At 71.3% G+C, this 26406-nt stretch carries 24 protein-coding genes and 1 tRNA gene; 7 read left to right on the top strand and 18 right to left on the bottom strand.

Translation table 11 applies throughout. The annotated features are described in order from the left end of the window. Positions 1-224: 224 nt before the first annotated feature. The gene (gene mfd / locus OJ962_RS12040; protein ID WP_202956470.1) at positions 225-3548 is read right to left on the bottom strand and encodes a transcription-repair coupling factor; all 3324 of its coding nucleotides are present in this window, start codon (positions 3546-3548) and stop codon (positions 225-227) included. A 33-nt stretch (positions 3549-3581) separates the two neighbouring features. On the opposite strand from mfd, the gene pnuC reads away from it, so the two are divergent. Further along, positions 3582-4166, top strand: coding sequence for a nicotinamide riboside transporter PnuC (gene pnuC / locus OJ962_RS12035; RefSeq protein WP_202956469.1), 585 nt, complete (start codon positions 3582-3584; stop codon positions 4164-4166). Continuing rightward, on the top strand, positions 4145-5098 hold the full coding sequence (locus tag OJ962_RS12030; RefSeq protein WP_202956468.1) for an AAA family ATPase: 954 nt from the start codon (positions 4145-4147) through the stop codon (positions 5096-5098). The genes pnuC and OJ962_RS12030 overlap by 22 nt, the downstream gene beginning before the upstream one ends. On the opposite strand, the gene OJ962_RS12025 is transcribed toward OJ962_RS12030, so the two are convergent. From OJ962_RS12025 to OJ962_RS11995, 7 genes are read right to left on the bottom strand one after another with little or no spacing between them, the layout of a single operon-like run. Next, positions 5073-6572 (bottom strand): glycerophosphodiester phosphodiesterase, encoded by a 1500-nt coding sequence (locus OJ962_RS12025; RefSeq protein WP_202956467.1) that lies wholly within the window; start codon positions 6570-6572, stop codon positions 5073-5075. The two genes, OJ962_RS12030 and OJ962_RS12025, sit on opposite strands and share 26 nt — an antisense overlap. Before the next feature lie 42 nt (positions 6573-6614). After that, positions 6615-7349, bottom strand: a complete 735-nt coding sequence (locus OJ962_RS12020) for a class I SAM-dependent methyltransferase (RefSeq protein ID WP_202956466.1) — start codon at positions 7347-7349, stop codon at positions 6615-6617. A gap of 11 nt (positions 7350-7360) precedes the next feature. After that, positions 7361-8323, bottom strand: a complete 963-nt coding sequence (locus OJ962_RS12015) for a peptidyl-prolyl cis-trans isomerase (RefSeq protein WP_202956465.1) — start codon at positions 8321-8323, stop codon at positions 7361-7363. Continuing rightward, positions 8320-8583 carry a hypothetical protein gene (locus OJ962_RS12010; protein WP_202956464.1) on the bottom strand — a complete coding sequence of 88 codons (264 nt, stop codon included), beginning with the start codon at positions 8581-8583 and terminating at the stop codon, positions 8320-8322. The genes OJ962_RS12015 and OJ962_RS12010 overlap by 4 nt, the downstream gene beginning before the upstream one ends. After that, positions 8580-9137: an RNA polymerase sigma factor gene (locus OJ962_RS12005; RefSeq protein ID WP_202956463.1), complete on the bottom strand. Its 558-nt coding sequence runs from the start codon at positions 9135-9137 to the stop codon at positions 8580-8582. Before OJ962_RS12005 ends, OJ962_RS12010 begins: the two co-directional genes overlap by 4 nt. 38 nt (positions 9138-9175) lie before the next feature. Next, entirely contained in the window at positions 9176-9703 is a 528-nt protein-coding gene (gene pth, locus OJ962_RS12000) for an aminoacyl-tRNA hydrolase (protein ID WP_270006363.1), read from the bottom strand. Positions 9704-9735: 32 nt separating this feature from the next. After that, the gene (locus OJ962_RS11995) at positions 9736-10428 is read right to left on the bottom strand and encodes a 50S ribosomal protein L25 (RefSeq protein WP_202956462.1); all 693 of its coding nucleotides are present in this window, start codon (positions 10426-10428) and stop codon (positions 9736-9738) included. A 103-nt stretch (positions 10429-10531) separates the two neighbouring features. Between OJ962_RS11995 and OJ962_RS11990 the strand changes: the two genes are divergently transcribed. Next, on the top strand, positions 10532-10867 hold the full coding sequence (locus OJ962_RS11990; protein ID WP_202956461.1) for a hypothetical protein: 336 nt from the start codon (positions 10532-10534) through the stop codon (positions 10865-10867). On the opposite strand, the gene OJ962_RS11985 is transcribed toward OJ962_RS11990, so the two are convergent. The 4 genes from OJ962_RS11985 to OJ962_RS11970 all read right to left on the bottom strand — a co-directional run bounded on the left by OJ962_RS11985 (position 10864) and on the right by OJ962_RS11970 (position 15478). Further along, entirely contained in the window at positions 10864-12744 is a 1881-nt protein-coding gene (locus OJ962_RS11985) for a glycoside hydrolase family 2 protein (RefSeq protein ID WP_202956460.1), read from the bottom strand. The two genes, OJ962_RS11990 and OJ962_RS11985, sit on opposite strands and share 4 nt — an antisense overlap. 44 nt (positions 12745-12788) lie before the next feature. After that, the gene (locus OJ962_RS11980) at positions 12789-14210 is read right to left on the bottom strand and encodes a calcium-binding protein (RefSeq protein ID WP_202956459.1); all 1422 of its coding nucleotides are present in this window, start codon (positions 14208-14210) and stop codon (positions 12789-12791) included. A gap of 75 nt (positions 14211-14285) precedes the next feature. After that, complete coding sequence (locus OJ962_RS11975; RefSeq protein WP_202956458.1) at positions 14286-14666, bottom strand: hypothetical protein; 381 nt, start codon at positions 14664-14666, stop codon at positions 14286-14288. A 107-nt stretch (positions 14667-14773) separates the two neighbouring features. Further along, on the bottom strand, positions 14774-15478 hold the full coding sequence (locus OJ962_RS11970) for a hypothetical protein (RefSeq protein ID WP_202956457.1): 705 nt from the start codon (positions 15476-15478) through the stop codon (positions 14774-14776). Between the two features lie 115 nt (positions 15479-15593). Between OJ962_RS11970 and OJ962_RS11965 the strand changes: the two genes are divergently transcribed. Next, the gene (locus OJ962_RS11965; protein ID WP_202956456.1) at positions 15594-15872 is read left to right on the top strand and encodes a DUF4235 domain-containing protein; all 279 of its coding nucleotides are present in this window, start codon (positions 15594-15596) and stop codon (positions 15870-15872) included. On the opposite strand, the gene OJ962_RS11960 is transcribed toward OJ962_RS11965, so the two are convergent. The 3 genes from OJ962_RS11960 to glmU all read right to left on the bottom strand — a co-directional run bounded on the left by OJ962_RS11960 (position 15873) and on the right by glmU (position 18573). Continuing rightward, complete coding sequence (locus OJ962_RS11960; protein WP_238932047.1) at positions 15873-16067, bottom strand: hypothetical protein; 195 nt, start codon at positions 16065-16067, stop codon at positions 15873-15875. A gap of 77 nt (positions 16068-16144) precedes the next feature. After that, complete coding sequence (locus tag OJ962_RS11955; protein WP_202956932.1) at positions 16145-17101, bottom strand: ribose-phosphate diphosphokinase; 957 nt, start codon at positions 17099-17101, stop codon at positions 16145-16147. 101 nt (positions 17102-17202) lie between these two features. Next, the gene (gene glmU, locus OJ962_RS11950; protein ID WP_255526094.1) at positions 17203-18573 is read right to left on the bottom strand and encodes a bifunctional UDP-N-acetylglucosamine diphosphorylase/glucosamine-1-phosphate N-acetyltransferase GlmU; all 1371 of its coding nucleotides are present in this window, start codon (positions 18571-18573) and stop codon (positions 17203-17205) included. A 52-nt stretch (positions 18574-18625) separates the two neighbouring features. Here glmU and OJ962_RS11945 point away from each other — a divergent pair. Both OJ962_RS11945 and OJ962_RS11940 read left to right on the top strand, forming a co-directional pair. Beyond that, positions 18626-18697, top strand: a tRNA-Gln gene (locus OJ962_RS11945). 93 nt (positions 18698-18790) lie between these two features. Continuing rightward, positions 18791-20545, top strand: coding sequence for a hypothetical protein (locus tag OJ962_RS11940; RefSeq protein ID WP_202956454.1), 1755 nt, complete (start codon positions 18791-18793; stop codon positions 20543-20545). On the opposite strand, the gene OJ962_RS11935 is transcribed toward OJ962_RS11940, so the two are convergent. Together OJ962_RS11935 and OJ962_RS11930 are read right to left on the bottom strand one after the other, a co-directional pair. Continuing rightward, on the bottom strand, positions 20542-21336 hold the full coding sequence (locus tag OJ962_RS11935) for an MTAP family purine nucleoside phosphorylase (RefSeq protein WP_202956453.1): 795 nt from the start codon (positions 21334-21336) through the stop codon (positions 20542-20544). The two genes, OJ962_RS11940 and OJ962_RS11935, sit on opposite strands and share 4 nt — an antisense overlap. Positions 21337-21347: 11 nt before the next feature. Next, positions 21348-22361: a LacI family DNA-binding transcriptional regulator gene (locus OJ962_RS11930; RefSeq protein WP_202956452.1), complete on the bottom strand. Its 1014-nt coding sequence runs from the start codon at positions 22359-22361 to the stop codon at positions 21348-21350. A 72-nt stretch (positions 22362-22433) separates the two neighbouring features. Between OJ962_RS11930 and OJ962_RS11925 the strand changes: the two genes are divergently transcribed. After that, a complete protein-coding gene (locus OJ962_RS11925) occupies positions 22434-24818 on the top strand; it encodes a glucosidase family protein (protein WP_202956451.1) in 2385 nt (794 codons plus the stop codon). A 338-nt stretch (positions 24819-25156) separates the two neighbouring features. Here the strand turns inward: OJ962_RS11925 and OJ962_RS11920 are convergent, their stop codons facing one another. Further along, entirely contained in the window at positions 25157-26392 is a 1236-nt protein-coding gene (locus OJ962_RS11920) for a PucR family transcriptional regulator (protein WP_202956450.1), read from the bottom strand. Positions 26393-26406 lie beyond the last annotated feature (14 nt).

Genomic DNA, 26406 nt, shown 5'->3' with positions numbered 1-26406 from the left:
GGGACGCCACCACAGGCGGCGAAGGTAGCGCCAACGCCGGCTACGGCGGTGAGGCTCAGAGCGATGCGAGCAGCCTTGATCATTTAGTGCCTGAGAAGGGGATCGATGGACGTACGGTTGATGCCGAGGCAGAACCGCCCGGCGCAAGCGAGGAAATTGACCTTCTCCCGGCTGCGCATGGTAGCGGCGGGTTCCGGGTACCCCGACATCTTTTGACTCGACCTTTAGGCAGCTACGCAGACGCTCAACAAAGCGTCGGCTGCCTGTACTACGGCCGGGAATCGCTGCTGGGGATCGTCAGGGACCCGCAGCGACAGCTGTGAGCGGCCCGCCTCGTAGTTCGCGCCGGGCAGGATCTCGCGCAGCTGGCGCGCGCGTGTGGAGTCGAGTTCGATCGGCGTGACCGCGAGCCGGCCCTGCTTGAACGACACCGCGGTCGCGCCCGCGCGCCCAAGCTTGATGCGCGCCTGCTGGAGCGTGATCAGGTTCTCCAGCGGTTCGGGGATCTCGCCGAAGCGGTCCTCGAGCTCGGTCCGCAGCTCCATCAGCTCGCTGTTCTCGCGCGCACCGGCGATCCGGCGGTGCACGTCGACCTTGGCCTGCTCGTACGGGATGTAGTCCGCCGGCACGTACGCGTCCACGTTGATGTCCAGCCGCACCGGCTCCGGCGGTTCCGCACCGTCCTCGTCCGGGTCCATGGCGCGCACGGCCTCGTCGAGCATCTGCATGTAGAGCTCGAAGCCGAGCGCCGCGACGTGACCGGACTGCTCGTCGCCGAGCAGGTTGCCGGCGCCGCGCAGCTCGAGGTCGCGCATCGCGACCTTGAAGCCCGCGCCGAGCTCGGTGTAGTCCGACAGCGCGCTCAGACGATCCGCCGCCTCGGGCGTCAGAGCCGCCGCGCTCGGATACAGCAGGTACGCGTAGGCGCGCTCGCGCGAGCGGCCCACGCGACCGCGGATCTGGTAGAGCTGCGAGAGGCCGAACAGGTCCGCGCGGTCGACGATCAGCGTGTTGGCCTGCGGGATGTCGATGCCGGACTCGATGATCGACGTCGACACCAGCACGTCGGCCTCGCCGCGCAGGAAGCCCATCATCCGCTCCTCGAGCGTCTTCTCGTCCATCTGCCCGTGCGCGACGGTGAACGTCAGCTGCGGGCACAGCGAGCGCAGCCGCTCGGCCGTCTCCTCGATGTCGTCGACGCGGTTGTGCAGGAAGAACGCCTGGCCCTGGCGCGCGATCTCGCGCTCGAGCGCCTGCTTGACGAGCTGCTCGTCGTACTCGCCGACGTACGTCTTGACGGGCCGGCGCCCCTCGGGCGGCGTCTCGATCACGGAGATGTCGCGCAGGCCGGCGAGCGACATCTGCAGCGTGCGCGGGATCGGCGTCGCGGACATCGAGATCACGTCGACCTTGAGCTTGAGCTGGCGCATCAGCTCCTTCTGCTTGACGCCGAAGCGCTGCTCCTCGTCGACGATCAGCAGCCCGAGCTCCTTCGCGCGCACGTCGCGCGAGAGCAGCCGGTGCGTGCCGATCAGGATGTCGACCTTGCCCTCGGCGAACCGCTTGACGGCGTCGCGCTGCTCGGCGGCCGAGCGGAAGCGGGACACGTGCTCGATCTCGAACGGCTGGTCGCGCAGGCGCTCGACGAACGTGCCGTAGTGCTGCTGCGCGAGGATCGTCGTCGGCACGAGCATCAGCACCTGCTTGCCGTCCGACGCGGCCTTCACCGCCGCGCGCAGTGCCACCTCGGTCTTGCCGTAGCCGACGTCGCCGCAGATCAGCCGGTCCATCGGCCGCTCGGACTCCATGTCGGCGATCACGTTGTCGATGGCGTCGCGCTGGTCGGGCGTCTCGCGGTAGGGGAAGTTCGCCTCCAGGTCCCGCAGCTCCTCGGAGAACTCCGGGAACGCGTGGCCGCGGCGGCGCTTGCGCTCCGCGTAGAGGTTGAGCAGCTCGCCCGCGAGCTCCTGGGCCGCGCGACGCGCGCGGGCCTTGACCTTGTCCCAGCGCGTGCCGCCGAGCTTGCTCAGCGTCGGCGCGCCGCCGTCCGCGCCCAGGTAGCGCGAGATCTTCGCCAGCTGGTCGACCGGCATGAAGACCTTGTCGTCGCCCTGGAACTCGAGGTTCAGATAGTCGCGCGTCGTGCCGGCGACGGTCTTGGTGTCAAACCCCGCGAAGCGCGCGATGCCGTGGTCCTCGTGGACGATGTAGTCGCCCGTGCGCAGGTCGGTGAACGAGCGCAGCAGGCCGCGGCCCTTGCGCGTGGGACGGGTGGACGCCTTCTTGCGGTGGATCAGCCGGTGCTCGGGGAACGCGGCGAGCTTCAGGCCCGGGGCAACGAAGCCGTCGCGCAGGCTCGCCTCGGTGAAGATCAGGCCCTTGCGCGCGCCGTTGAGCGACGCCTTGATGCGATCCAGGTTGTACGCGGCACGCTCGGCGGCGCCCATCTGCGGCCACGCGACGACGGTCGTGTAGTCGCTGCGGACGAGCTTCTCCAGCTCGGACTCCGCTTCGGACAGGTTGCGCGCGGCGAAGTCGGCGGCCTGCGCGCGGATCTCGATCGGCTGGTTCTGCGAGATGCTCGACAGCCGCGCCTGGGCCCGCGCGGCCAGCGCCTCGTTGATCGTCTTCGGGTTGACGTAGAGGTCGCGCGCGTCCTGGTCGTCGAACGCCGTGCAGACGTCCTCCCAGTGATCGCGCAGCGTCGGCTCGACGTCCTCCTCGGCGGCGACGATGACCTGCGTCCGCTCCGGGATCAGTTCCAGCAGCGCTTGGAAGTGCTCGACCGGCAGCAACTCCGCGATGTCCGGCCGGTCCTCGGGCGCGTCGGACGCGGCGATCTCCGCCATCTCGCGGTGCTCGGGCGCCAACTCGGCCGCGGGCGAGATCTCGACGCACTCCGTCTCCCCGAGGGACCGCTGCGTGAAGGTGGAGAACCAGCGCAGCGCCTCGATCTCGATGTCGAACAGGTCGACGCGGACCGCGCGCTCCTCCGTGGCCGGGTAGACGTCGAGCAGGCCGCCGCGGATCGCGAACTGCCCGCGCTCCTCGACCTGGTCGACGCGCTCATAGCCGGCGGCGACGAGGTCGGCGGAGACCTCGTTGAGGTCGATCAGGTCGCCGACGCGCAGCATGAACCCGTGCGGGCGCAGCTTCGGGTCGGGCACCTTCTCGCTCAGCGCTGTGGCCGAGACGACCACGACGGGCTGCTCGGAGCCCTCCGGCGTGTCCGTCAGCGCGTCCAGCGCGGCGACGCGCAGGCCGACGAGGTGCGGCGGCGGCGTAAGGTGGGACTCGTAGGCGACGCCGCGGCTCGGGTAGTACCGGACGGTCCGCGGGTGCAGCCACGCCTTCAGGTCGGCGGCGAGGTCACGCGCCGCGCGGTCGTCGCCGACGACGACGAGCGCCGGGCGCTTGGCGTCCTGGTCCGCGAGCGCGGCCACGACGAACGGGCGCAGTGAGAGCGAGACGAACGCCGACCCGCCTTCGTTGGCCAGCTGAGCGGCCGCGGGATCGTGATCGAGGTGGTTCAGGAAGGTGCGGAGCAACCACTTCAGGTTAGAAGGGCTATAGTTCTGGTCGTGTTGACCAAAACTGTGTTCGAGCTCTTCGGGGAGCCGGTCTCGTGGGCCGAGCTGTTCGGGTTCATCACGGGCATCGCGTGCGTCGCGCTCGCGGTCGCCCAGCGGATCGAGACCTTCCCTGTCGGCATCGCCAACAACGTGTTCTTCGTGATCCTGTTCGCCGACGCGCGGTTGTACGCCGACGCCGGCCTGCAGGTCGTCTACATCGCCCTCGGCGTGATGGGCTGGTGGGTGTGGGCCACCCGCGCGCGCTCACCGCTCGCGGTCTCCCGCGCCGGGTACCGGCTCCTGGCCGGCACGACCCTCGCGGTCGGCGCGGCGACGCTCATCCTGATCCCGATCCTGCGCGCGGCGCACGGCGCGGCGCCCGGCTGGGACGCGCTGACGACCTCGATGTCCCTCGGCGCGCAGCTGCTGCTCAACCTCAAGCGGCTGGAGACGTGGTTCGTGTGGATCACCGTCGACATCATCTACGTCCCGCTGTACTTCAGCCGTGACCTGAACCTGACCGCGCTCGTCTACATCGTCTTTCTCGCGCTCTGCATCCAGGGCTACCGCCAGTGGCGTACCGTCACGGACTAGTCCTCGGCAAGTTCCTCCCGCCGCACGGCGGTCATCACGAGCTCGTCGACTTCGCGGTCGAGCGGTGCGAGCGCGTGACGGTGCTCGTGCTGGGGTCGGTGACTGAGCCGATCCCACTGCCCCTGCGGCGGGAGTGGATGAAGGAGCGCCACCCGGCCGCGCGCGTGGTCGCCGGCTGGGACGAGATCCCGGTCGACTTCGACGATCCCCACGTCCACGACCTGCACATCGCGCTGATGGAGCGGCTGCTCAACGAGCCGATCGACGCCGTGTTCACCGGCGAGGCCTACGGCGACCTGCTCGCGGAGCGCTGGGGCGTCGAGCACGTGCGGCTCCAGCGCGACGGCCACATCAGCGGCACGGCCGTGCGCGCGGACCCGGCCGCGTTCTGGGGCGAGCTGACGCCGTCCGTACGCGCTTACCTCACGCGCCGGGTCGTCATCACCGGCGCGGAGTCGACGGGCACGACGACGCTCGCTCAAGCCCTCGCCGCCCGGCTGAACACCGTCTGGGTGCCGGAGGTCGGCCGCGCCGTCACCGAGCAGCGCGGCCTGGACCATCCGTGGAGCGACGCGGACTTCGCGATGATCGCCCGCCGCCAGCAGCGCGACGAGGACCACGCCGCGCGGGTCGCGGGCCCGATCCTCGTGTGCGATACCGACGCCCTGGCGACGTGCATCTGGCAGGAGCGATACAGGGGCCGGTCAACGGCGGACGTCGAGGCCATCGCGGCGTCACGGCGCTACCACCTCACGGTGCTCACCGCCGACGACATCCCGTTCGTGCAGGACGGGTACCGCGACGGCGAGCACATCCGCGGGTGGATGACTCAGCGCTTCCGGGAGCGGTTGCGCCAACCCTGGATCGAGGTTCGCGGGACGGTGGACGAACGCGTCGAGGCGGTGCTCACGGCGCTGTCGTCGACAGCGTGAACGTGAGCGTCTTGCTGTAGGTGCCGGTGCGCAACGGGTCGTGGGCCCCGATCGACTGCTTGAACGTGATCGTCGACTTGGCCGCGGTGACCGGGCCGGGCCAGTGGTTCGGGGAGATCTCCACCCGCAGCGGCTGCGCGAGCGTAAACGCGCCGTTGGTCAGATGGCCGGGCCCGGAGACGCTGAGCGTCGCATTGCCGGCCGTCGAGAGCACGGTCGCCTCCGTGCTCGCCGTGTAGTCCTGCTCGACGCCCGGGACGAACGGGTCGAAGGCCGGCGCGGGGCCGAGCGTGAGCGAAAGCGCCGGCCCGACCGAGCCGCCGACGCCGCCCGTGATCGCGGTGACCGTCGCCGTCGACGGCGTGACCGCGCCCGTGCCGGCGAACGTGATGTCCCTCGCGCCCGGCGCCGCGACGCAGCCGCCGCGGCCGGCCGTGCGGGCCACGCCGTCGACGATCAGCGTCTTGCCCGGGAAGCCGAGGCCGTTGTCGCGGTTGACGAGGCAGACCTCGTCGTCGTGGCGCACGATCGTCGACGGCGCGGGGATGCCGGCCGCGGCGACGATCGCCTCCGGCTGGTTGGTCTGGACGCCGTCGGCGCCCATGGCGCGCGCGAGCCGGAACTCCTCGACCTCGTGCGCCTCGCCGGCGTCGTAGGCGTGCGGCATGACCAGGCCACAGTTGTCGTGGATGGCCGCGATCGCCTCCGCGTTGTACTCGTCGCGCCGCGAGCCGAACACCGGCGCGACCTTCGCGATCTCGTACATCAGGTACGGCGGCTCCCAGCGGTCGCGGTTGTAGATGATGCGCGCGTTTGGGGCCGCCTGCAGGACGCGGATGTCACCCGAGTTGAAGATCGACTGCTCGATCAGCCCGTACTCCTTGACCAGCTCGGTGAGCTTGCCCTCCTCGGTGACGGAGCCCTTGATGTCGAGCTCGAGCCCGCCGCCGACGCGCTTGGCCAGCGCCAGCACCTCCTCGAGCGAGGCGACCTGCGCGGGGTCGTACGCGCCGCCCTTCCACGGCTCGTAGTCGGCGGCGTTGAGCGCGCGGACCTCGTCGAAGGTCAGCGTGGAGATGTCGCCCGTGCCGTTGGTCGTGCGGTCCACCGTGGAGTCGTGCAGCGCGACGAACCTGCCGTCCTTGGTCTGTTGGATGTCGACCTCGACCAGCTCCACCCCGAACGCGAACGCGTACTCGTAGGACTGGATCGTGTTCTCCGGCGCCAGCGTGAGCGCGCCGCGATGGGCGGAGATCAGCGGGCGGGCACGACCGGCGTCCGGCGTGCCGACGCTGAGCCAGCGGTCCGGCTCGGCGGCCTGATCGCAGGCCGGGCGCTGGACGAGGTCGTCGAGCGCGTCGATCTGGGCGCGCATGGCGACCACGCGCGGGTCATCGGGCGGAGTCGTCTGCGCCTGGGCGGCCGGGGCGACGAACAGGGTCGCCGCGACCGCCAGAGCGAGTCTGGTCTTCATGCGCGGCATCCAACGCGGATGCCGGGCTTTGCAGGTGAAGATCTAGGTTCGGGCCAGGATGTTGAGCCGAACGTAGTCCGCGTGCGCGGGTTCCGGCAGCTGCGCGAGCACGTCGGCCACGAACGCGTCCTGGTCCTCGTCCGGCAGCCGCTCGAGGTGGGTGCCGAGGATGACGGTGGCGAAGTACTCGCGCGGGTCCGGCGGCTCGACGCGCCACGGCTGCAGCCACGTCCAGACGTCCTTGAAGCCGGCGGCGGTCAGCCGCGCGGTCGTCTCGTCCGGCGTCGCGAAGTTCCACGGGCCCGCCCACCCGCGCAGCGCCGGGTGGTCGACGGCGTCGATCGCGACCTGCACGTTGGCGATGTTCCCGTATCCCCCGCACTGGGCGGACAGGCGCCCGCCCGGCCGCAGCGCCGCGTGCAGGCGGGCGAACAGCCGCTCGTGGTCGCCGATCCAGTGGAACGTCGCCGTCGAGAGGATCGCGTCGAACGGCTGCGTGACCTCCAGCTCGGCCGCGTCGGCGGTGAACAGCTCGACGCGGTCGCCCAGGCGCGCACGGGCCTGCTCGACCATCGCCTCGCTGCCGTCCACGCCCACGACCGTGCCGTTCGGGACGCGCGCGAGCAGCTCCTCGGTGACGCGGCCGGAGCCGCAGCCCACGTCGAGGACGCGCTCGTCGCCACGGAGATCGAGCCGGTCGATGACGTCGCGGCCCATCGCGAGCTGCGGGTCGGACATGCGGTCGTACGAGGCGGCGTCCCATTCACGTGGCGGCATACATCCGTATGTTATTGCATACGCGGCGTTGGAGTCGGCTTGGGTCCGTTCGCGCAGTCGGGCGTCTTGTAGCCCTCAGCGCACTGGGTCTTCTCGCGCCAGCGCCGGGTGAAGTCCGCCATGAACGCCGTCAGCGCTTTCTGCTGGTTCTGCGACGCGAGCGTCTGCTTGATCGTCTCCTTCGCCTCCGCGAGCGACTGCTGCGACGGCGCGACGACGTTCGTCACCGTGAAGACGTAGTAGCCGTACTGGGTCTTGACCGGGCCGACGAGCTCGCCCTGCTCGGCGCCGAAGACCGCCTTGTCGAGCGCGGCGTCGAGCGTGCCCTTGGCCTGAGCCGGCAGCTTGCCGCCGGACGCCTTCGACGTGTCGTCGATCGAGTACTTCTTGGTCACCGCGGTCCACGAGCCACCGTCGTCGAGCGCGGCGTGGGCGCGCTCGGCGTCCCGCCTGCCCTTGGTCAGCACCACGCGCAGGTCGCGCTTCTCGGGCTGGGCGAAGCGCGTCTTGTTCTTCGCGTAGAAATCCGCGATCGCCTTGTCGGAGACCTGGTCCTTGCCCTTCACCACTTTGGCCTGGAGCTTCTGGCCGAGCAGCTCGACCCGCACGCGGGCGCGGATGTCCTCCTCGGTCTGCCCGGACTCGCGGATGAACTTCACGTAGTCGGCGTCCTTGGGGAACGCCTGCCGCTTCTGGGCGTCGAAGGACTTCTTCACCTCGGCGTCGGAGACCGTCACGCCCTGGCGCTCGGCCTCGCCGTCGAGCCAGCGGAAGGACACGATCAGGCTGACGACCTGATTGCGCACCTCGTCGTTCTTGATCCCGGGCGAGAGCTTCTTGACGACCTTGGTCCAGTGGTCGTAATCGGTCTTCTCGATCGGGTCGCCGTCGACGGTCGCGACCGAGTTCCCGGGCACGCCGCCGCACGCGGCGAGCACGAGGCCGGCCGCGGCAAAGGGGAGCAGCTTCTTCATTGAGTGAGGGAGGAGAAGGGGTTGGAGGTGCAGGCGCCGGCGCCCAGGAGCGATTCCTGGGCCGAGCACGGCGGGGCCGTGATGGCGCCTGAGGACGAGGTGTCGGTGGCCACCAGGGCGGGCGCGCCGGCGAACGCGGCGACGCCCGTCGCAAGGGCGGTGGCGAGAAACAGCGTGGGGGTGCGCCGTCGGCGGGCGGCGGTGCGGCGCCGCGCGGCGGCCAGCAGTTCGCGCTCGAGGGCGCGCTCAAAGTCGTTCATGCGCTCGACTCCAGGCGTTGGCGCAGCCCGGTGAGCCCGCGGCTGACGCGCTTGCGGATGACGGACTCCGACGTGCGCGCGCGGCGCGCGATGTCCGCGTACTCGTCCTCGTCGAGCACGCGGGCGAGCACGGCCTCGCGCTGGTCGGGCGGAAGCGCGCGCAGGCCCTCGCGCAGCAGCGGCGAAGCGGCGTCGGCGACCGCCAGCGCCTCCACGCGCTCGAGCCCTTCGTCGCCGAGCGGGATGGGCTGCATGCCCAGCCGCGTGCGGGCCCGGTCCTCGACCGCGCCCTTCTGAGCGGCGTGGATGAGCTGGCGGCGCGCGATCCCGTACAGCCACGCGACCGCCGGGCCCTTGTCCGGGCGGTGGCGGTGCGCGCCGTCGAGCGCGGCCGCGAACGTCTCCGCCGCGAGGTCGGCGGCGGTCTCAGCGCAGCGCGACCGGCGCGCGAAGTACGCGAGCACGCCGGCGACGTGGCGGCGGTAGAAGAGCGCGAACGCCTCAGGCTCGGTCTTCGTCGCCGCGAGGAGCTCGTCGTCGGTGCGCGCGTCCATTCTGAGATGGACTTAGTCGCTCGACGACGGCGTGTGACCTAAACGTTCACTAAGCGCTCGGCCTCGTCCGCGGCGCGGCCGATCAGGTCCGCCACCTCGGCCGCCGGCTGGCGCCACTTGCCGAGCACGTAAGCGGCGACGAGCTCCGGGTCCGTGGAGTCCGGGCGGCCGACGCCGATGCGCACGCGGTGGAACTCCGCCGCGCCCATCTCGCGCTTGAGCGACTTGAGGCCGTTGTGCCCCGCGAGGCCGCCGCCGAGGCGGGTGCGGATCTCACCGAACGGTAGGTCGATCTCGTCGTGCAGCACGAGCACCTGGTCGAGCTCGAGCTTGAACGAGCCGCGCGCGGGGCCGGCGGAGCGGCCGGCCTCGTTCATGTACGTCTGCGGCTTGAGCAGCGCGACGCGCGGGCCCCCGGGGCGAGTCCGGCCCTCGGCCAGCTCGCCCGCGAACTTCTTCTTGGCGCGCGGGAGGTCCCAGCGGCGCGCCAGCTCGTCGGCGACCTTGAAGCCGACGTTGTGCGGGGTGTCGGCGTAGCCGGGCCCGGGGTTGCCGAGCCCGACGATCAGCCAATCGACGGGTGTGGAGCCGAAAACCTTCAGGACGCGTCCGAGGAGTCTTCGGCCGACTGCGCGGCCTCCTCGGCGGTGTCGCCCTCGGCCTGGCCCTCGGCGACCGCGTCGTCGCCCACGAGCGCCGTCTCGGTCTCGATCTCGTCCTCGACCGGCTCGGCGGTCGGCGGCGTGATCGACGCGATGACGGTCTCCTCGAGATCGTCGACGAACGTGACGCCCTCCGGCGCGGTGATCGCGCCGAGCGTGAGCGTGGCGTTCATCTCCAGGCCCGACACGTCGTGCTGGATGGTCTCCGGCAGGTCGCCCGGGAGCGCCTCGATGGTGACCTCGCGCGTTTCCTGGCTGAGCACGCCGCCCTCGACGACGCCCGGCGCCGTCTCGGCGCCGACCAGGTCGATGACGACCGTGGTCTGGATCGTCTCGTTCATGTTCACGCGCAGGAAGTCCACGTGCATGATGTCGCCGCGCACCGGGTGGCGCTGGACGTCCTTGACCAGGACGGGAGCCTTCTTGCCGCCGTCGAGCGCGACGTCGAGGATCGCGCCGGAGTGGGCGAGCGTGTTGCGCAGGATGCGCGCGTCGACGGCGAAGTGCGACGGCTCACCGTCACCGCCGTAGATGACGCCGGGGACGTTGCCCGCGCGACGCAGACGGCGGGTGGCGCGCGAGCCCTCGGGGTCGCGCGCAGTCAGTGAGAGAGTCGTATCTTCGGCCATGATCTTTGGGGACATCGCGGGCAGGGAAACTCGGCGCGATGAGCGGCCGAGGATGGTAGCGAATGTGTTATGGCGCCCACGTACGACGGGTAACCAGAGAGCAATGTCCCCCGACGCGGAGCTGCTCGTGATCTTCGGAGTCCTCCATCTTGTGGCCCTTGTCCTCGGCGGCGCGCTGTTCCTGATGTTCTTGCGCTCCGACAATGCGTCTACTTGGTCCGGCGAGGACGAGGACGACTCCGGGGGCGGCGGCAACGACCGCATCTCGGACAAGCCGAAGACGTCGCCCAACGGCGGCATCCCGCTGCCCTTCGCCGTGCAGTCCGACAAGCGCCTACGGGGATCGCACGACAAGCTCGCCGACCCGGGTCGGCGCCGTGTCCGGACGCGCAAGCCGATGGAGCCCGCGCGCCCGGCGAGGCGCCGAGTGAACCGCTAGGCGGCAGGAGGCGGCGGCCCGAACTGGGGCGTCGCCTTGAACCAGCGCTGGATGTCGAAGAACGCGGGCTTCTTCACGCCGTCGTAGCTGACGAGGCCCTTCTGGTGGACCGGGGCGGCCGGCCGCGGGTTGCCGCCCTCCCAGCCCGGGCGGACCCAGAACTCGTTGAGTGTCCAGTAGAGGACGCCGCTCAGCCACGGCTTGGAGTTCATGACCGTCATCTGGTAGTTGATCCACTCCTGCTGGAAGGCCCAGGTGCCCTTCTCCTCGATCGGGCCCTCGCGGTTGGCCTCCGCGCCGAACTCCGTGACCATCAGGGCCTGGTTCGGGTAGCAGGCGCGGACCGCGTCCAGGTACCCGGAGAGCTTGGTGCGGTCGAAGATCTGGCCGCTCGGCCCCGGGTACCAGCCGAAGTAGTTGTTGAAGCCCAGCACGTCGAGCGCCTTGTACTCCTGCGCCTGGCAGAGCGAGCTCGGGTAGGCGGCGACCGCGATGCCGACGGGCCGCGTCGGGTCCATCTCCTTGGCGAACTTGGCCGCCGCGTTGATGTAGGCCACCTGCACCGGGCCGGGCTGCGAGGACAGCTCGTTGCCGATCGACCACACCATCACCGACGGGTGGTTCTGGTGCGCGCCGATCATGCGCTCGAGCTCCGCGACCGCCAGGCGGCGCACGGACGGCTCCTTCAGGACCGCCGTAGAGACGCTGTAGACCGGGATCTCGGACCAGATGAGCAGGCCCAGCCGGTCCGCGAGCTCGTGCGTGTACGGGTGGAACGGGTAGTGCGTGCGCAACACCGTGCCGCCCGCCTCGCGCGTGAGGTTCACGAGCTCCTCGCGACGCTCGTTGGTGATCGCGAAGCCGTCGGCCTTGGACTCCTCGTGCAGGCCGAAGCCGCGCACGTTCAGGGGCGCGCCGTTCAGGAACAGCCGGCCCTGGGAGACCTTGATCGAGCGGATGCCGCTGTGCAGCTGGTAGCCGGCGACCTTCTCGCCGTCCACGCGCACGGTGAAGGAGACGTCGTAGAGGTTCGGCGTCTGCGGCGACCACAGACGCGGGTCGGCGACCCGGATCGAGTCCGTGAAGCTCGCGATCCCGTCCGGGCCGAGCGTCTTGGTGCCCAGGCGGACGTTACGGTCCCCGAACTTGCCGGTGACCGTGACGCGCTGGCCGTCGCGGGTGACGTTGCGCAGGTCGAGGTCCATGCGCACGGTCGCGTCGCAGGTGCCGCACGAGAGCTCCGGCCGGACCGTGACCGTCTGGAAGTCGACCGTGTCCAGCTTCTTGAGGTACACCTCGCGCTGGATGCCGGAGTAGTTCCACCAGCCGCCGGACGGCACGCCGTCCGCGTTCGTGCGCGCGGGCGGGAAGTCGCGGTCCAGGCGCTTGGAGTCCACGCGCACCACCAGCCGGTTCGTGCCGCGCCGCTTGACCGCGTCCGCCGCCTCGATCTCGAAGGGGATGTACGCGCCCGTGTTCTCGCCGATCGGCTTGCCGTTCAGCCACACGCGCGTGCGGTAGTTGACCGACTCGAAGCGGAACGCCCACTCCAGCGCGGAGTCGGCGTTCGGCAGCTCGAAGTCCTTGCGGTACCAGCCGACGCCGCCCGCCATCGACTCGTTCGAGGGATCGCCCAGGTTCCAGACGTTCGGCACCTCGACCGTGTTCCAGCCCGACTTCGACGTGCTCCGCATCCAGCGCTGCTTGATGCCCTGGTCGGTCGGGTCCAGCCGGAACAGCCAGTCCCCGTCGAGCAGGTAGCGGCCCTCCGGACCGTCCTGGTAGAGCGCTTGCTCGTTCGGCTTCTCGGCGTGCGCGGCGGCCGGGAACAGGGCCAAGAGCGCGAAAATCGGCAGGAGGAAACGGAGGCGGGCCATCACGGCGAATCTCAACACGCCGTCCGGCGGGAAGTTCCGCAGATTCAGCGACGAAGCTTGAGCGTCGTGCTCGCGGCGCCCGCGGACACCGTCAGCGTGACCGTCTTCACGCGGCGCAGCTTGGTCTTCGCCGCCTTCGTGAACTTGACGCGGACCGTCGTGCCGGCCCGGCCGCTGCCCTTGGCCACGACGGTCTTCCCGCGCCGCGCGCGGACCGTGATCGTGCCCGTCGCGGTGCCGGTCAGCTTCACGCGCAGCCCGTCGCGCAGCGCCTTGCCGAGCTTCACCCGCGTGATTTTCAGGCCGAGCGTCGGCGTGCTGCCGTCGCCGGTCGGCACCGGCCCCGGGGCGGCGCCACCCGTGTCGACGCTCTCGCAGCCGAGATGGGCGTCGACCGGGTCGGCGGTCAGCCGGTCGGTGCCCGGCCCGCAGTTGATCTCGTCGCGCTCGCCGTCGCGGGCGTCGATCACGTCGTCGCCGAAGATCAGGCAGCTGTCGGGACCCCACACGCACGTGATCTCGGACTCGTCGGCGACGATCAGGTCCCGGCCGGGCCCGCCGCGCAGCACGTCGGAGCGGCGGCCGCCCTCCAGGTAGTCGTCGCCGGCGCCGCCGTCGATCGTCTCGGCGGCGTCCTCGCCGACGATCCGGTCGTTCCCGCCACCGGCGAGGATCGTCGAGGCGCCGCTGTCGAGGTTGGCCATCACGTACCAGTCGTCCGGGCCGTCGGTGAGCACGAAGTGCCCGGAGACCTTGGGTTCGGCCTTCTCGACGTTGACGATGTTGTCCCCCTCGCCCGGCCGGCCGTCGTCCGCGACGCCGTCCAGCGTGACGTTGAGCCGCGGGTAGGTGGACGCGGCCAGCTCGACCCAGTCGTCGATCTTGTCGATCCCGGGGCCGCCGTCGACGAAGTCGGGGGCAGGCGCCTTGCCGTTGTCGGGCTTGAGCTGGTCGTCGCCGTCCTCGCCGTGCAGCTGGTCGGCGCCCGCGTCGCCCCACAGGATGTCGTTGCCGGCACCGCCGCGCAGGACGTCGTTTCCGGAGGCGCCGTCGAGCAGGTCGTTGCCGGGACCGCCCAGGAACGTCTTGTCCTTGGCCAGGATGTCGCCGGTGAGCTGGTCGTCGCCGTCGCCGCCGTCGACCGTGAGCGGGAAGGCCGCGCCCACCCGGTGGAGGCCGAACGTGTCGTTGCCGTCGGCGAGCGCGACGCGGACCGGCGCGGGCGGGCAGCTGACGGCGCGCACGTCGACGCGCGTGCAACCGGGCGGGTGGACGGTGATGCTCGCGCCGTCGTCGGAGAAGCGCAGGGCGCCGTCGGCCTGTTCGCTGAGCGTCAGCGCGTTGCGCTCCCCGGGCGCGCCCGCGAAGGTCCAGCCGCCGGCATCGTGGCCGATCGTGCTCGCGCGCGCCGCCGCCGCGTGGATCGACAGGGTCAGCGTCACCGTCAGGATCGTTGCTCGGAACATGCGGCCGACCGTACGGCCGGCCCCGGGTCGCCGTCCTCGATCGAACGAGGTACGTCGTTGCGCCTTTCGGTGCAGCTAGGGACAGGCGTCGTCGTTGCCGATCGGCGCCGAGATGGCCAGCAGCTCGACCTTCGCGCCGGACAGCGGGCCGTCGCGGCGCACGCGCACGCACTGGACGACGGGCGGGCTGGCCCCGGCGCGCCAGGCGACGCGGCCCGTCCCGGTCACACGCGTGAGCGGCAGCTGGACGCTCGGCTTGTACTGCAGGATCTCGACCTCACCGCCGCGCCGGAGCGTGTTCACGAACGTCGTCGTCGCGGCCACGCACGCGGGCTGGCGGGCGCACGCGGGCGTGGCCTGCAGGACGGCGCGGGCGTCCCCGCGGGCCTCTGCCTGCGCGACCTCGAGCACGCGGCTGCGCTCGGTGCCCGTGGCCGCCAGCGCACGGGCCAGCATCGCGCTGATCCCGATGAAGAAGAACAGCGCGAAGCCGACGACTATCAGAACCCGGGTCCGCCTCAGAAGGCGTGAGTTCTATAGGAAGGCGGGGGGCGGGGGGCGGGTTATCCAGTCTGAGGGAAATCGTCCCCGTTGAGCTCGAGGAAGCGCTGGACGGACGCCTCCTGGCGGCCCAGCTGCTCGGCGAGCTTCATGGCGTGCTCGGCCGCGGCGTCCAGGAAGTCGTTCAGGCAGCGCTCGGGGTCGTCGGGCAGCGGGTACACGCGCACGACGTCCTGCTGGCCGACCGCGATCCCCATCGGCGGACGACCCTCGTTGAGCGAGCGGGCGCTGCACACGGGCGTGACCACGATCTGCTTCTCCGGGCTCAGCAGCGCGGTCGGCAGCAGCCGGTGCGCGGGCAGCCGCACGTCGAGCTTCAGGCGCCGGTCCACGCGGACGTGGTCGTGGGCGAGGTCCTCCAGCGGCTCGCGCCAGATCTCGAGCACCGTGTCGGCGCCCACGAGCGCGTCGCGCAGCGCCGCGGCCTGCTCCTGGAAGAGCTGTTCAGCCTCGGCGCGGTCGCCCGCCTCCGCGAGGTCGAGGTCGCACGGGACGCGCAAGAGCTCGTCCTTGCCGACGGCGTCGCCGGCTCCGCGCCCCCCGTGGGCGACGTAGGTCTGGATGGTCCCGAGGTCCTTGCGACCGTGGAACACCACCGTCAGGGCCTCCGAGAGCGCGAGCGGCGTGACGCGCAGGGCGACCGAAGCGGCCGCCTCGGCGTCTATCAGCGCTCGCTTGAGCAGGTCGTCTGAGTGATCTTCGTTCATCGCGTCCGTCCTTGAGCGAAGTATCGGTCTTCGTGCCGAACATCATTACCGCCCGCCGGTCGGAATACGCCATGGTCGAATGGCCAGCGCGTCGAAATGGGTAATGTCGGCGACCGTGGGACTCATCTACAAGCCGTTTGGCCTCTTCCTGAGCATCGTGGCCGCCCTGGTCGGCAAGCGGATCTTCAACTTCGCCTGGACGAAGATCGACGACGAGGATCCGCCGAAGGGCACGACCGAGCAGGCGTCCTGGGTGAAGATCCTCAGCGCCGCGGCGCTGCAGGGCGTGATCTTCAAGGTCACGCGCGTGGTCGTCGATCGCTACGGAGCGATCGGCTGGAACTACCTCACGGGTTCGTGGCCGGGCGAGAAGCGCCCCGACCCCGACGAGTGATCACTCTCCGCGCTTGCGGATGATGTGACCGCGCTCGCGGTACTCGGCGAGCGCGTCCTCGAAGCCCGCGAAGTCCCGCTGCAAGAGCAGTTGCAGCGGGCGGCCGCGGACCCAGGCCTTCGGCGGCGGCTCGTCGCCGATCAGCTCGAGCAGGATCTGCACCTCGGGCCGGTAGTCCTCGTCGCCCGTGATCACCGCGAGCGGGTCCGAGTCCAGGATCTGCAGCAGCTCCTCATCCGAGAGGCCCAGGAGCAGTTGCAGGCGCTGGGTGCTCAGAACAGCTGGTTCTCGCCGCCGAAGACCTCGGCGACGGAGTCGTCGGTGAAGATGCGGCGGATGCTGTCGGTCAACAGGTCGGCCACCGACAGGACCGTGATGTTGTCCGGCGCGTCCTTCTGCATCGGGATCGTGTCCGTCACGACGATCCGCTCGAACGGGCTCGCCTTCAGGTTCTCGTACGCGTTGCCGGAGAGCACAGGGTGCGTGGCGGCCGCGAACACGCGCTTGGCGCCCTCGTCCTTGACCGTCTCCCCCGCGGCCCGCAGCGTGCCGGCGGTGTCGATGATGTCGTCGACGATCACCGCGGTCTTGTCCTTGACATCACCGATCACGTAGGCGATCTCGGCCACCTGCTGGGCGGGGCGCTCCTTGTTGAGGATCGCCAGCTCCGCGCCGACCTTCTCCGCGAACTTCTTGGCCAGCTTCACGCGGCCGGCGTCCGGGCTGACGACGACCAGGTCCTCGAGGTGCTGGTCGTTGAAGTACTGCGTGAGGATGAACATCGCCGTCATGTGGTCCACGGGCTTGGAGAAGAAGCCCTGCACCTGGCCGGCGTGGAGGTCCATCGTGAGCACGCGGTCGGCGCCCGCCGCCTCCAGCATGTGGGCGACCAGGCGAGAGGAGATCGGCTCGCGTGGGGCGGACTTCTTGTCCTGGCGGCTGTAGCCGAACCACGGCGTGACGGCGATCACGCGGTGCGCGGAGGCGCCGACGGCCGCGTCGATCATCACGAGCAGCTCCATCAGGGCGTCGTTCGCGGTGACCCCGGTGGCCGCGTTGCCGCACGTGGGCTGGACGATGAACACGTCAGCGCCGCGGATGGACTCCTCGTAACGGCAGTACACCTCGCCGTTGGAGAACGTCTTCAGCGTGACTCCGCCCAGGCCGAGCCCGAGCTTGTTGGCGATCTTCGCGGCGAGCTCCGGATTGGAGCGGCCGGAGAAGAGCATCAGCCGCTTGTCATAGCCGCTGAGCGGCAGTGACGTGGCCGATGAGGGGCGAGATGTCAAGGCACTCACGGCATGGCGGAGTGTACGAGGGGCAGCGGTCGTCACGGCTTTCGTCGTTCCGCATAATCCGCGATGTTCTTCTGCCGGGCGCGGGCTATGCCGAGGGCGTTGGCGGGGACGTCTTCGGTGATGACGCTACCCGCTCCGGTGTACGCGCCATCGCCGACCGTCACCGGGGCGACGAACGCGGTGTCCACCGAGGTGCGGACGTTGGAGCCGATCGTCGTGCGGTGCTTGTTGCGGCCGTCGTAGTTCGCGGTGATGTTGCCGGCGCCGATGTTGGAGTTCTCGCCGATGTCGGTGTCACCGATGTAGGACAGGTGCGGGACCTTGGTGCCGCTGCCGATGTTCGAGTTCTTGATCTCGACGAACGCGCCCGCCTTGGCCTTGGCGTGCAGGTGCGCGTCCGGGCGCAGGTACGCGAACGGGCCGATCGTGCCGAAGTCGTCGACGACCGCCTGCACCGCGTAGCTGTGCGGGATGCTGACGCCGTCGCCGAGCCGGCAGTCGATCAGCGTCGTGTGCGGGCCGACGCTGCAGTCGGCGCCGATCGTGGTGTTGCCCTTCAGCGACGTGCCCGGCTCGATGACGGTGTCCTGGCCGATGCGCACGTCCGCGTCGATGTGCGTGCTGTCGGGGTCGATGATGCTGACGCCGGCGCGCTGGAGCTCGTCGTGGATGCGCTTCTGGGCCAGCTTGCGCACCTCGGCGAGCTGGACGCGGTCGTTGACGCCGAGCGTGAGCGTCGGGTCCGTGATCAGGTGCGCCTGGATCGTCTTCATCCGCGGCAGCACGTCGGGCAGGTAGAGCTCGCCCTGCGCGTTGTCGGGCGTGAGCGCGGCGAGGGCGTCGATCAGCGCGGCGCCGTCGAAGGCGTAGATGCCCGTGTTGACCTCGCGGATCTCCAGCTGCTCGGGCGTCGCGTCGCCCGCGCCGCCCTTGGCCTCGACGACCTGGGTCACGTTGCCGGTGATGTCGCGGATCACGCGGCCGTACTGGCCGGGGTCGTCGAGCTCCATCGTCGCCATCGTGGCCGTGGCCTCGGACTGCTCGTGCGCCTCGACGAGCTGCTGGATGGCCTCGGCGGTGATCAGCGGGACGTCGCCCGCGAGGATCACCACGGTGGCGTCGGGGTCGATGTGCTCGGTCGCGGCCTGGACCGCGCCGCCCGTGCCGTTCGGCTCGGGCTGGATCGCGTGCGTGACCGTCTCGGGCAGCCGATCCTCGAGCCGGCGCTTCGGGTTGTCGACGACGACGACCTTCCCGGCTCCGGCCTCCTCGGCCGCGAGCACCGGCCACAGGATCAGCGGGCGGCCGCAGAGCGGATGGAGGACCTTGGGCGTGGCGGAACGCATGCGCGTTCCCTCGCCGGCGGCGATGATCACGACGGTGGGCGCAGACACCGCTCGCATCGTAGTATCCGAGGGCAGCTCGGCCCCTGGACCAATGGGGTTCACCGAGCGATGGGGGGTGGTCTAGCGGCAAGACGCAGGTTTTTGGTGCCTTGCGACCCCGGTTCGAATCCGGGCCCCCCAGTGAAACGCCCGCGAGTGCCAACGCGCCGCCCGAGTCAGCCTTTCGTCGGGCAGGGGTCGATGAATGCGTTCAACCCCCTAGGCTGGCGACCTCATGCGCTTGCTTGGAGTTGCCGCCGCGGTCGCGGCTTTTCTTGTGCCCGCCGCGCCGGCGTTCGCGGGCGACCCGACGATGCCCCTGTGGCAGGTGCACGGCGGGATGCGCTGCACCGGCTACTCGGTGATCCAGGGCACGACCATCAGCTCGTTCGACGTCCTCGTCCAAGACGTGGCGGCCGGCGAGGCCTCGGGCGGCGGCCGCATCCTCGTCGAGGTGTCCGGCCCGGCCGTGGACGCGACCGGCATCGGGCCCGGCTTCTCCGGCTCGCCGATCTACTGCCCGGACGCCGCCGGCACCAACCGGGTCATCGGCGCGATCTCCGAGTCCATCAACGAGTACGGCGGCAAGGCCGCGCTGGCGACGCCGATCGAGGCCATCCTCGGCACCCCCGTGGACGTGCCCGGCCGGACGAACGCCGCCTCCTCGCGCGCGAGCACGAAGGGCACGTCCGCGCGCATGAAGGCGGCGCTCGCGTCGGCCAAGCCGATCGCGGCGCCGATGAGCGTGAGCGGGCTCACCGGGACCGTCGCGGACGCGCTCGTGAAGGCGTCGGCGAAGGCCGGGCGGCCGGTGCTCGCGGTCCCGCCCGGGCCGCTCGGGTTCTTCCCGCCGCAGACCTTGCAGCCGGGGTCGGCGGTCGCGGTCGGGTACTCGACGGGCGACGTGCGGACGAGCTCGGTGGGCACGGTCACCTACGTCGACGGCGACCGCGTGTGGGTGTTCGGGCACCAGCTCGAGGGCGTCGGGCGGCGCGCGCTGATCCTGCAGGACGCGTACGTGTTCCGGATCGTCAACAACCCGAACGCGCTGGGACAGATCGGCAGCACGTACAAGCTCGCGTCCTCCGGGCACGATCTCGGGACGATCAGCTCGGACGGGCTGAGCGCCGTCGCGGGGCGGACCGGCGCGCTGCCGCACACGGTGCCGGTCCAGGTGATCGCACGCGACCAGGACACCAACGGGCTGCTCGCCGTGAACGCCGCCGCGGCGGACGAGGCGGCCGTGGACCTGCCCAGCGGCGGGTCGTGGACGTCGTTCGTCGCGCCGCTCTCGGTCTCGCAGGCCGCGGCGGGCCTGCTCGGCAGCGTGCCCTCACGCCTGACCGGCGAGATGTGCGCGCGGATCACGATCCAGCAGATCGGCAAGCCCGTGCGCTTCTGCAACCGGTACGTCTCGGTGTCGGCGGCGCAGGCCGACGACGGCACGACGCTCAACGCGGTGCTGAGCGGCGCGTCGAACGACCTCGCGACCGCCATCTCCGCCATCGACGCCTACACGGGGACCCCGCCGAACGTCACCGGCGTCAACGTGCTGATGAAGGTCCGCCGGGGCGCCGACCAGGCGTTCATCCGCTCGGTCAAGCTGCCCGCGCGGGTGCGCCCGGGGCAGCGCGTTCGCGTCCGCGTCTCCCTGCAGCGCGTGCGCGGCGGGACGCTCACGCGCAGCTACACGATGCGGATCCCGTCCGACGCGGCGCGCGGCACGCAGCGCCTGCGCTTCGTCGGCCAGGACGCCGACCAGGGCGAGGACGGCTTCACGACGATCATCATCGGCGACGAGGACGAGCGCGACGAGGGCGGCGACCCGGGTCCGCGCAGCCTGCGCGAACTCGAGGCCCAGATCAAGGCGATCGGGCGCTTCGACGGCGTGACCGTGCGCGCCGGCCGCGGCTCGCGCGTGGAGGCGTTCCGGGATGACGAGTTCCGCATCTCGGGCACGGCCGACGCGTCGACCCGCGTGGTCCGCTAGGCCCCGAAGCGGTAGACGACCCCGGGCGGCGCCGGGGTCGCCGCCGCGGCGTGCGGCAGCGCGGCCCGCAGGATCGACGCGAACGTCTCGGTCGAGGCGGCCATCATCTCCACCAGCGTCTCGACCGGCGTCGCCTCCTCCTTGACGCCGTTGGCGTAGTCGGTCAGGAAGCCCAGCAGCGCGTACGGCAGCTCCAGCTCGCCGGCCAGCACGGTCTCCGGGCCGGCCGTCTGGGACACGGCGGTCACGCCCGCCGCCGCGAGTCCGCGGATCTCGGCGCGGGTGTTGAAGCGCGGGCCGTCGACGTGGCCGTAGCAGCCCCCGTCGCGCACGGGCACGCCCGCCTCCTCGGTGCCCGCGAGCAACGCCGCCCGCAGGTCGGCGGAGAACGGCGACTCGTAGATCCAGTGCCCGCGCTCCTTCGCGCCCGGCTCGGTGAAGAACGTGCACAGCGAGCCGTCCGGCAGGCGGTTGGAGACGAAGTGCAGGTCGTCGAAGCAGACGACCGAACCGAGGTCGGCGTCCGGGTCGACGGCGCCGCACACGGTCACGGCCAGCACGCCCTGCGCGCCGAGCTGCTTGAGCGCCGCGATGTTCGCGCGGTGCGTGACGTGGTTCGACAGCCGCGGATGCCCGACCCCGTGCCGGGAGATATGCAGCACGTCGACCCCGCCCCACGTGCCGTGCGAGACGAACGCCTCGCCCCACTCGGTCAGGACCGGCTCTGAGCCGGAGGTGGACAGGCCCGGGAGGGCGTAGGTGCCGGAGCCGGTGAGGATGCCGATCGCCATGGCGCGGGACCTTACCCGCGCGACGGCGGGGGAGCGGTGGACGCGCGCAGCACCAGCTCCGGCGCCGACGGCTCGAACGCGGGGGCCTCGGCGACCCCGAGCTCGGCCAGCAACGCGCCGGCCGCGGCTTCGCCGAACTCGGCGTAGTCCACCCGCACCGAGGTCAGGCCCGAGAGCGCGGCCAGCGGTGAGTCGTCGAACCCGGTGACGGAGAGGTCGCCGGGGACGTCGAGCCCGCGCTCGCGCGCGGCGCGCACCAGCGCCACGGCCAGCACGTCGCTGCCGCACACGACCGCGGTCGGCTCGCTCGTGAGCAGCACCCGCGCGGCCTCGGCCATCTCGTCGTCGGCCGCGTGCACGGCGACGCCCTCCTCCACGCCCGCGTCGTCCACCGCGTTGCGCCAGCGCTCGCGCCGCACCTGCACGTGCTCGAAGTCGGCGCGCCCGCCGAAGAAGCACACGCGGGTGTGCCCGAGCCGGGCGAGGTGCGCGACGGGCCCGGCCATGCCTTCCTCGTGGCGCGTCTCGACCCATGCGAAGGGGCACTCCCCCACGGGCCGCCCGGCGAGCAGGACCGGCACGCCCGCCGCTTCCAGCACCGCGAACCGCGGGTCGTCGACCTCGACGTCGGTGAGCAGGAAGCCGTCCACCCGCCCCGCGGCCGCGAGCCGTTCGTAGGCGGGCAGCGCGGCCGCGGCGCCCTCCGGCACGAGCTGGAGCAGCAGGGCGTAGTCGGCCGCGCTGAGCGCGCGTCCGATCCCGGACAGGAAGCGGACGAAGAACGCGTCGACGTCGAGCTGCGCAGCGTCGCGGGCGAGCACGAGCCCGATCGCCCGCGTGCGCGCCTCCGTCAGCGCGCGGGCGCTCGCCGAAGGTCGCCAGCCCAGCTCCCGGGCGGCCGCGAGGATGCGCTCGCGGGTCTCCGGCGACACGCCGGGCCGGTCGTTGACCGCGAACGACACCGCGGCCGCCGACACGCCGGCGCGGCGCGCGACATCGGCGATCGTGGGACGGCGACGGGTCACTCCGCACGTCGTTACCCACGAACGCTGCACGGGTAGCAATCCTGAAGCGCTTCAGGGGAGAGAGAGGCAGATATGGCGCGTGCGTTGATCGTGGCGATGGTGCTCGCGGCGCTTCCGGTGACCGCGGCACAGGCGGCGGACGAGGTGTCCACCACCGACCGGCTCAAGGACCGGCGGGAGGTCGCCGCGGGAGATCGCGCGTACGCCGTCGGGTTCCAGGACGGCGGCTGGTACGCCAACGGCTGGCACATCACGGGCGAGATGGGCGGCATCTGGGCGCCGCCGCTCAAGCTCGCCGACGGCGTCTGGTTCGGCGTCGACGACCAGTGGGTCGGGCCGGCGACGCGCTTCACCTCGGGGCGCGGCTACGTGCGTTACGAACTGCCGGCGATCAACGGCGTGAAGATGACGCGGACCGACTTCGTGCCGGACGGCGTCCGTGGCGCGCTGTTCGGCCTCACGCTCACGGGCAGCGGCACGCACACCGTCAAGGTCGACGTCCACTCCGAGCTGCTGACCGCGTATCCGTGGACCTCGAGCCAGGGCCATCCGACGGCGTCCGACAACGGGCAGGACGCGGTCACGGCGGGTGACGGCGTGCTCACCTTCAGTGACGGGCCGCTGACCGCGTTCGCCGGTTCTGACACCGCCGCTGTGGGCGTCGAGACGGGCCCCGGCCACCGCGGGCCGCGCACGGGCATCGTCTGCGCGGACGGGAACCAGTCGCTGCCGTCCGGGTGCGACGACGGTCCGGTCGGCCGCGGGACCGGTGGCCAGCTGCGCTATCAGGTGAACCTCGACCAGCCGACGACGCTGTGGTTCGCGGTCGCGGCGACGCGCGAGGACCTGCGGCGCGCGCTCGCGAACCCCGACGAGGCGCTGCGCGACAAGTACCTGGCGCGCACGAAGCTGCACCAGCGCAGCCGCGTCAGCCTTCCGGGCAACCGCACCCTCCAGAACGCCGTCGACTACGGCAAGCAGAACCTCGCGGACCTCACGCAGACGGCGGAGAACCTGCAGTTGCGCTTCGTCGACCGCGGCAAGGCGTACCCACGCCCGATCGGCGCCCTGGACCGCGTCACCTTCATCGGCGCCGGCTACCCCGACTACCCGTGGCTGTTCGCCACCGACGGCGAGTACACGGCGTTCGCGGCGGTCGCGCTGGGCCAGTTCGAGCCGATCAAGTCTCACCTGATCGCCTTGCAGCAGGTGTCGGACCGGCTCAACGCCAAGTCGGGCAAGGTCGCGCACGAGATCGTCACCGACGGCTCGGTGTACTTCGGCGCCAACACCGACCCGGGCAACACGGACGAGTCGGTGAAGTTCCCGAGCGCCGTCGCGCTCGTCTGGCGCTGGAGCGGCGACAACCGCTTCCTCAACCGGCTCTACGACTTCTCGCGCCGGGCGACTCGCTACGTCGTAGACAACCTCGACGCCGACAAGGACGGCTGGCCCGAGGGCCTCGGCAACGTCGAGCGCGAGGGCATGGGCGAGGAGAAGCTCGACAACACCGTCTACCTCATCCGCGGGCTGACCGACCTCGCCGCAATGGCCGAGTTCAAGCGCGACCGGGCGACGCTGCGCTGGGCCGCCGGGCTCGCCGACCGGTTGCGCGGCGCGTTCGACCGCACGTGGTGGAGCGCGGCGACGAACCAGTACGGCGACTCGTTGGACGCCGGCAACCGCCCGATCGTGCAGCAGCACTGGACCGGCGTGACGCCGATGGAGATCGGCCTCGCCCCGCGCGCCCACGCCGACGCCGCCCTGGACGTGCGCGAGTCGGACTGCTTCAGCGGCTTCGCCCCCTTCAACCTCGGCATGTTCCACACCGGCTGCACCGGCGGGCCCGAGGGCAAGGGCGAACGGACCGTCTTCAGCCTCAACACCGCCATCAAGGCCGTCGCGGATGGCGAGTACGGCCGCGCGGAGTCCCAGCGCCGCTACACGGACGCCAACGCCGCCGGCGTCGTCGACGAGCAGCCCGGCGCGTTGCCCGAGATCCTCCCGTCACCCGATCAGAACCGCAACATCGACCGCTGCTGGACGTGCCGGTCGATGTTCATGCAGGCCTGGGGTCACTACGGCACGGCCTGGCCCGTGATCGCCCAGCAGCTCGGCGTTCGGCCGTCCGTCGGCGAGCGCCGGCTCGACGTCGTCGCGAACGTGGGTGCCGACGAGTACATCGCGGGCAACTCGATCCGGTTGGGAGAGCGCGACACCGTGGCGGTCCGCGCGCTCCAGGACGACCGCATCTACGAGACGCGGGTCACCTACCGAGGCGAGCGCGTACGGATGCTGCGAATCGGCGCGACGGTGCCGCGCCGGCCGAAGCGGGTGTGGCTGGACGGCGAGCGGGTGCGTCGGCCGCAGGTGCGCAGGACCAACCAGGGGATCGAGGTCGTCGTGCGCGTGCCCGGGCGGGTGCAGGGACGGCACCTGGTGACGGTGGAGACCTAGAGGCGAGCCGCTGGGTGCTCCCGCCGGGCGCCGGCAGCGGTCTCGTGACGAACAGCAGAACGGCTCATCGAGGGGCGCCCCATCTCCGCCCGCCGTGTGCGGATCTCGTGGAAACGAACACCGGTCTGCGGGGGGTGATGTACAAACGTCGCCTCTCAGGACCCGTTTGTACATCACCCCCTTTGTCCGAAGCGCGGTCGAACCCGAGTGTGATCGTTTCGGGCCCGGACCAGGAGGAAGCGACCACACGTGATCTCCGCCACTCCCTGCCCCCCTCGGTGGCCGCCGTTGAACACGGCTCGCCCCTCGCGCGCTACTAGCTAAGCGCCACGGGGCGTCTAGCGGTCCTTCGCTTCGCGCCGGACCCGCCCACCCGCGGTCCCGGCCTCCGTCGCCGGTCCGCGCGGCGCCGCGATGCCCAGCACGCGCATCGCCTTCAGTCCCAGCCCAAGCTTCTCGCGACCGTCGGTCGAGGCGACGTCCAACCCGCTCAGGTCCTTCACCCGCTCGAGCCGGTACCGGACCGTGTGCCGGTGCGTGAACAGCCGCGCGGCCGTGCCGGCCACGTTGCCGTCGGCGTCCAGGAACGTCTCGAGCGTCTGGACCAGGTCGGTCTCGTACTGGTCGTCGTAGGCGACGAGCGGGGCGACGGTCTCCTCGTAGAAGCGCTGGAGCTCGGCGGGGTCCTCGCTCATGGCGGGCAGCAGGAGGCGGTAGGCGCCGGTGTCCTCGAAGGCGAGCATGGCGACGTCGTCGTCGCTCTCGTTGCCGGTCGCGACGTTGGCGGCGAGCAGCGCCTCGTTGCCGGCGCGGTAGAGGTCGACCGGGTCCTGGGCGACACGCGAGTGGCCGACGGCGAAGGTGAAGCCGTGGACGGAGGCGTGCAACTCGCGGGCGATGGCGTCCGCGACGCGGCGCAGCGCGCTGTCCTCCGCCGTGGGGAGCAGCACGACCACGTGCTCGTCGTGGACCGCGGCCAGGGCGCCGGGAGCGCCGGCGCGGGCAGCGCGCTCGGCGGCGGCGAGCACACGGGCGCGCCAGTCGTCGTCGGCGGGCGCGAAGTGGTGGGCGCGGACGACGACGACCGCGCCGCCCTCCGAGAGGTCGGCGCCCAGCTCGGAGCCGCGGGCGATGATGTCCCCGCGGTCGGTGACCTTGCGCTGCAGCAGCGCGGTGAGGAACGCGGACTGCGCGGCCTCGGACGCGCGGTCGGGCGCGCGCAGGCGCTCGACCTCGGACGCGATCATCGTGGTCGCGATGCGCAGGATGGCCGCGGACGGGCCGCCGCCGCGGGGGCGCAGGCGCAGGCGGCCGACGACGACGTCGCCGACGCGCAGCTCGTGCGTCTGGACCCCTTCGGCGTCGCGCATCAGCTGGCGCTCGTCCGCTGTGGAGCGGGCCGCGACCGCGAGCACGGAGCTCGAGCGGTCGATCAGCACGAGCGACGCGTCGAGGGCGCGAGCCGCGGCGCGGACGACCTCCGGGAGGCCGAGGCCCGACTCGACGGCATCGGACATGGCCCCGAGCGCGCCGAGGTCGGGAAGCGCCGCCTCGTTGCGGGCGGGCGAGGTCACCGGACAAGCTTAGA

The organism is Solirubrobacter deserti (genome assembly GCF_027587175.1).
Lineage (GTDB): Bacteria > Actinomycetota > Thermoleophilia > Solirubrobacterales > Solirubrobacteraceae > Solirubrobacter > Solirubrobacter deserti.
Note: the sequence above shows the minus strand (reverse complement) of the source record. Positions and strands in the feature narration are given on the sequence as shown.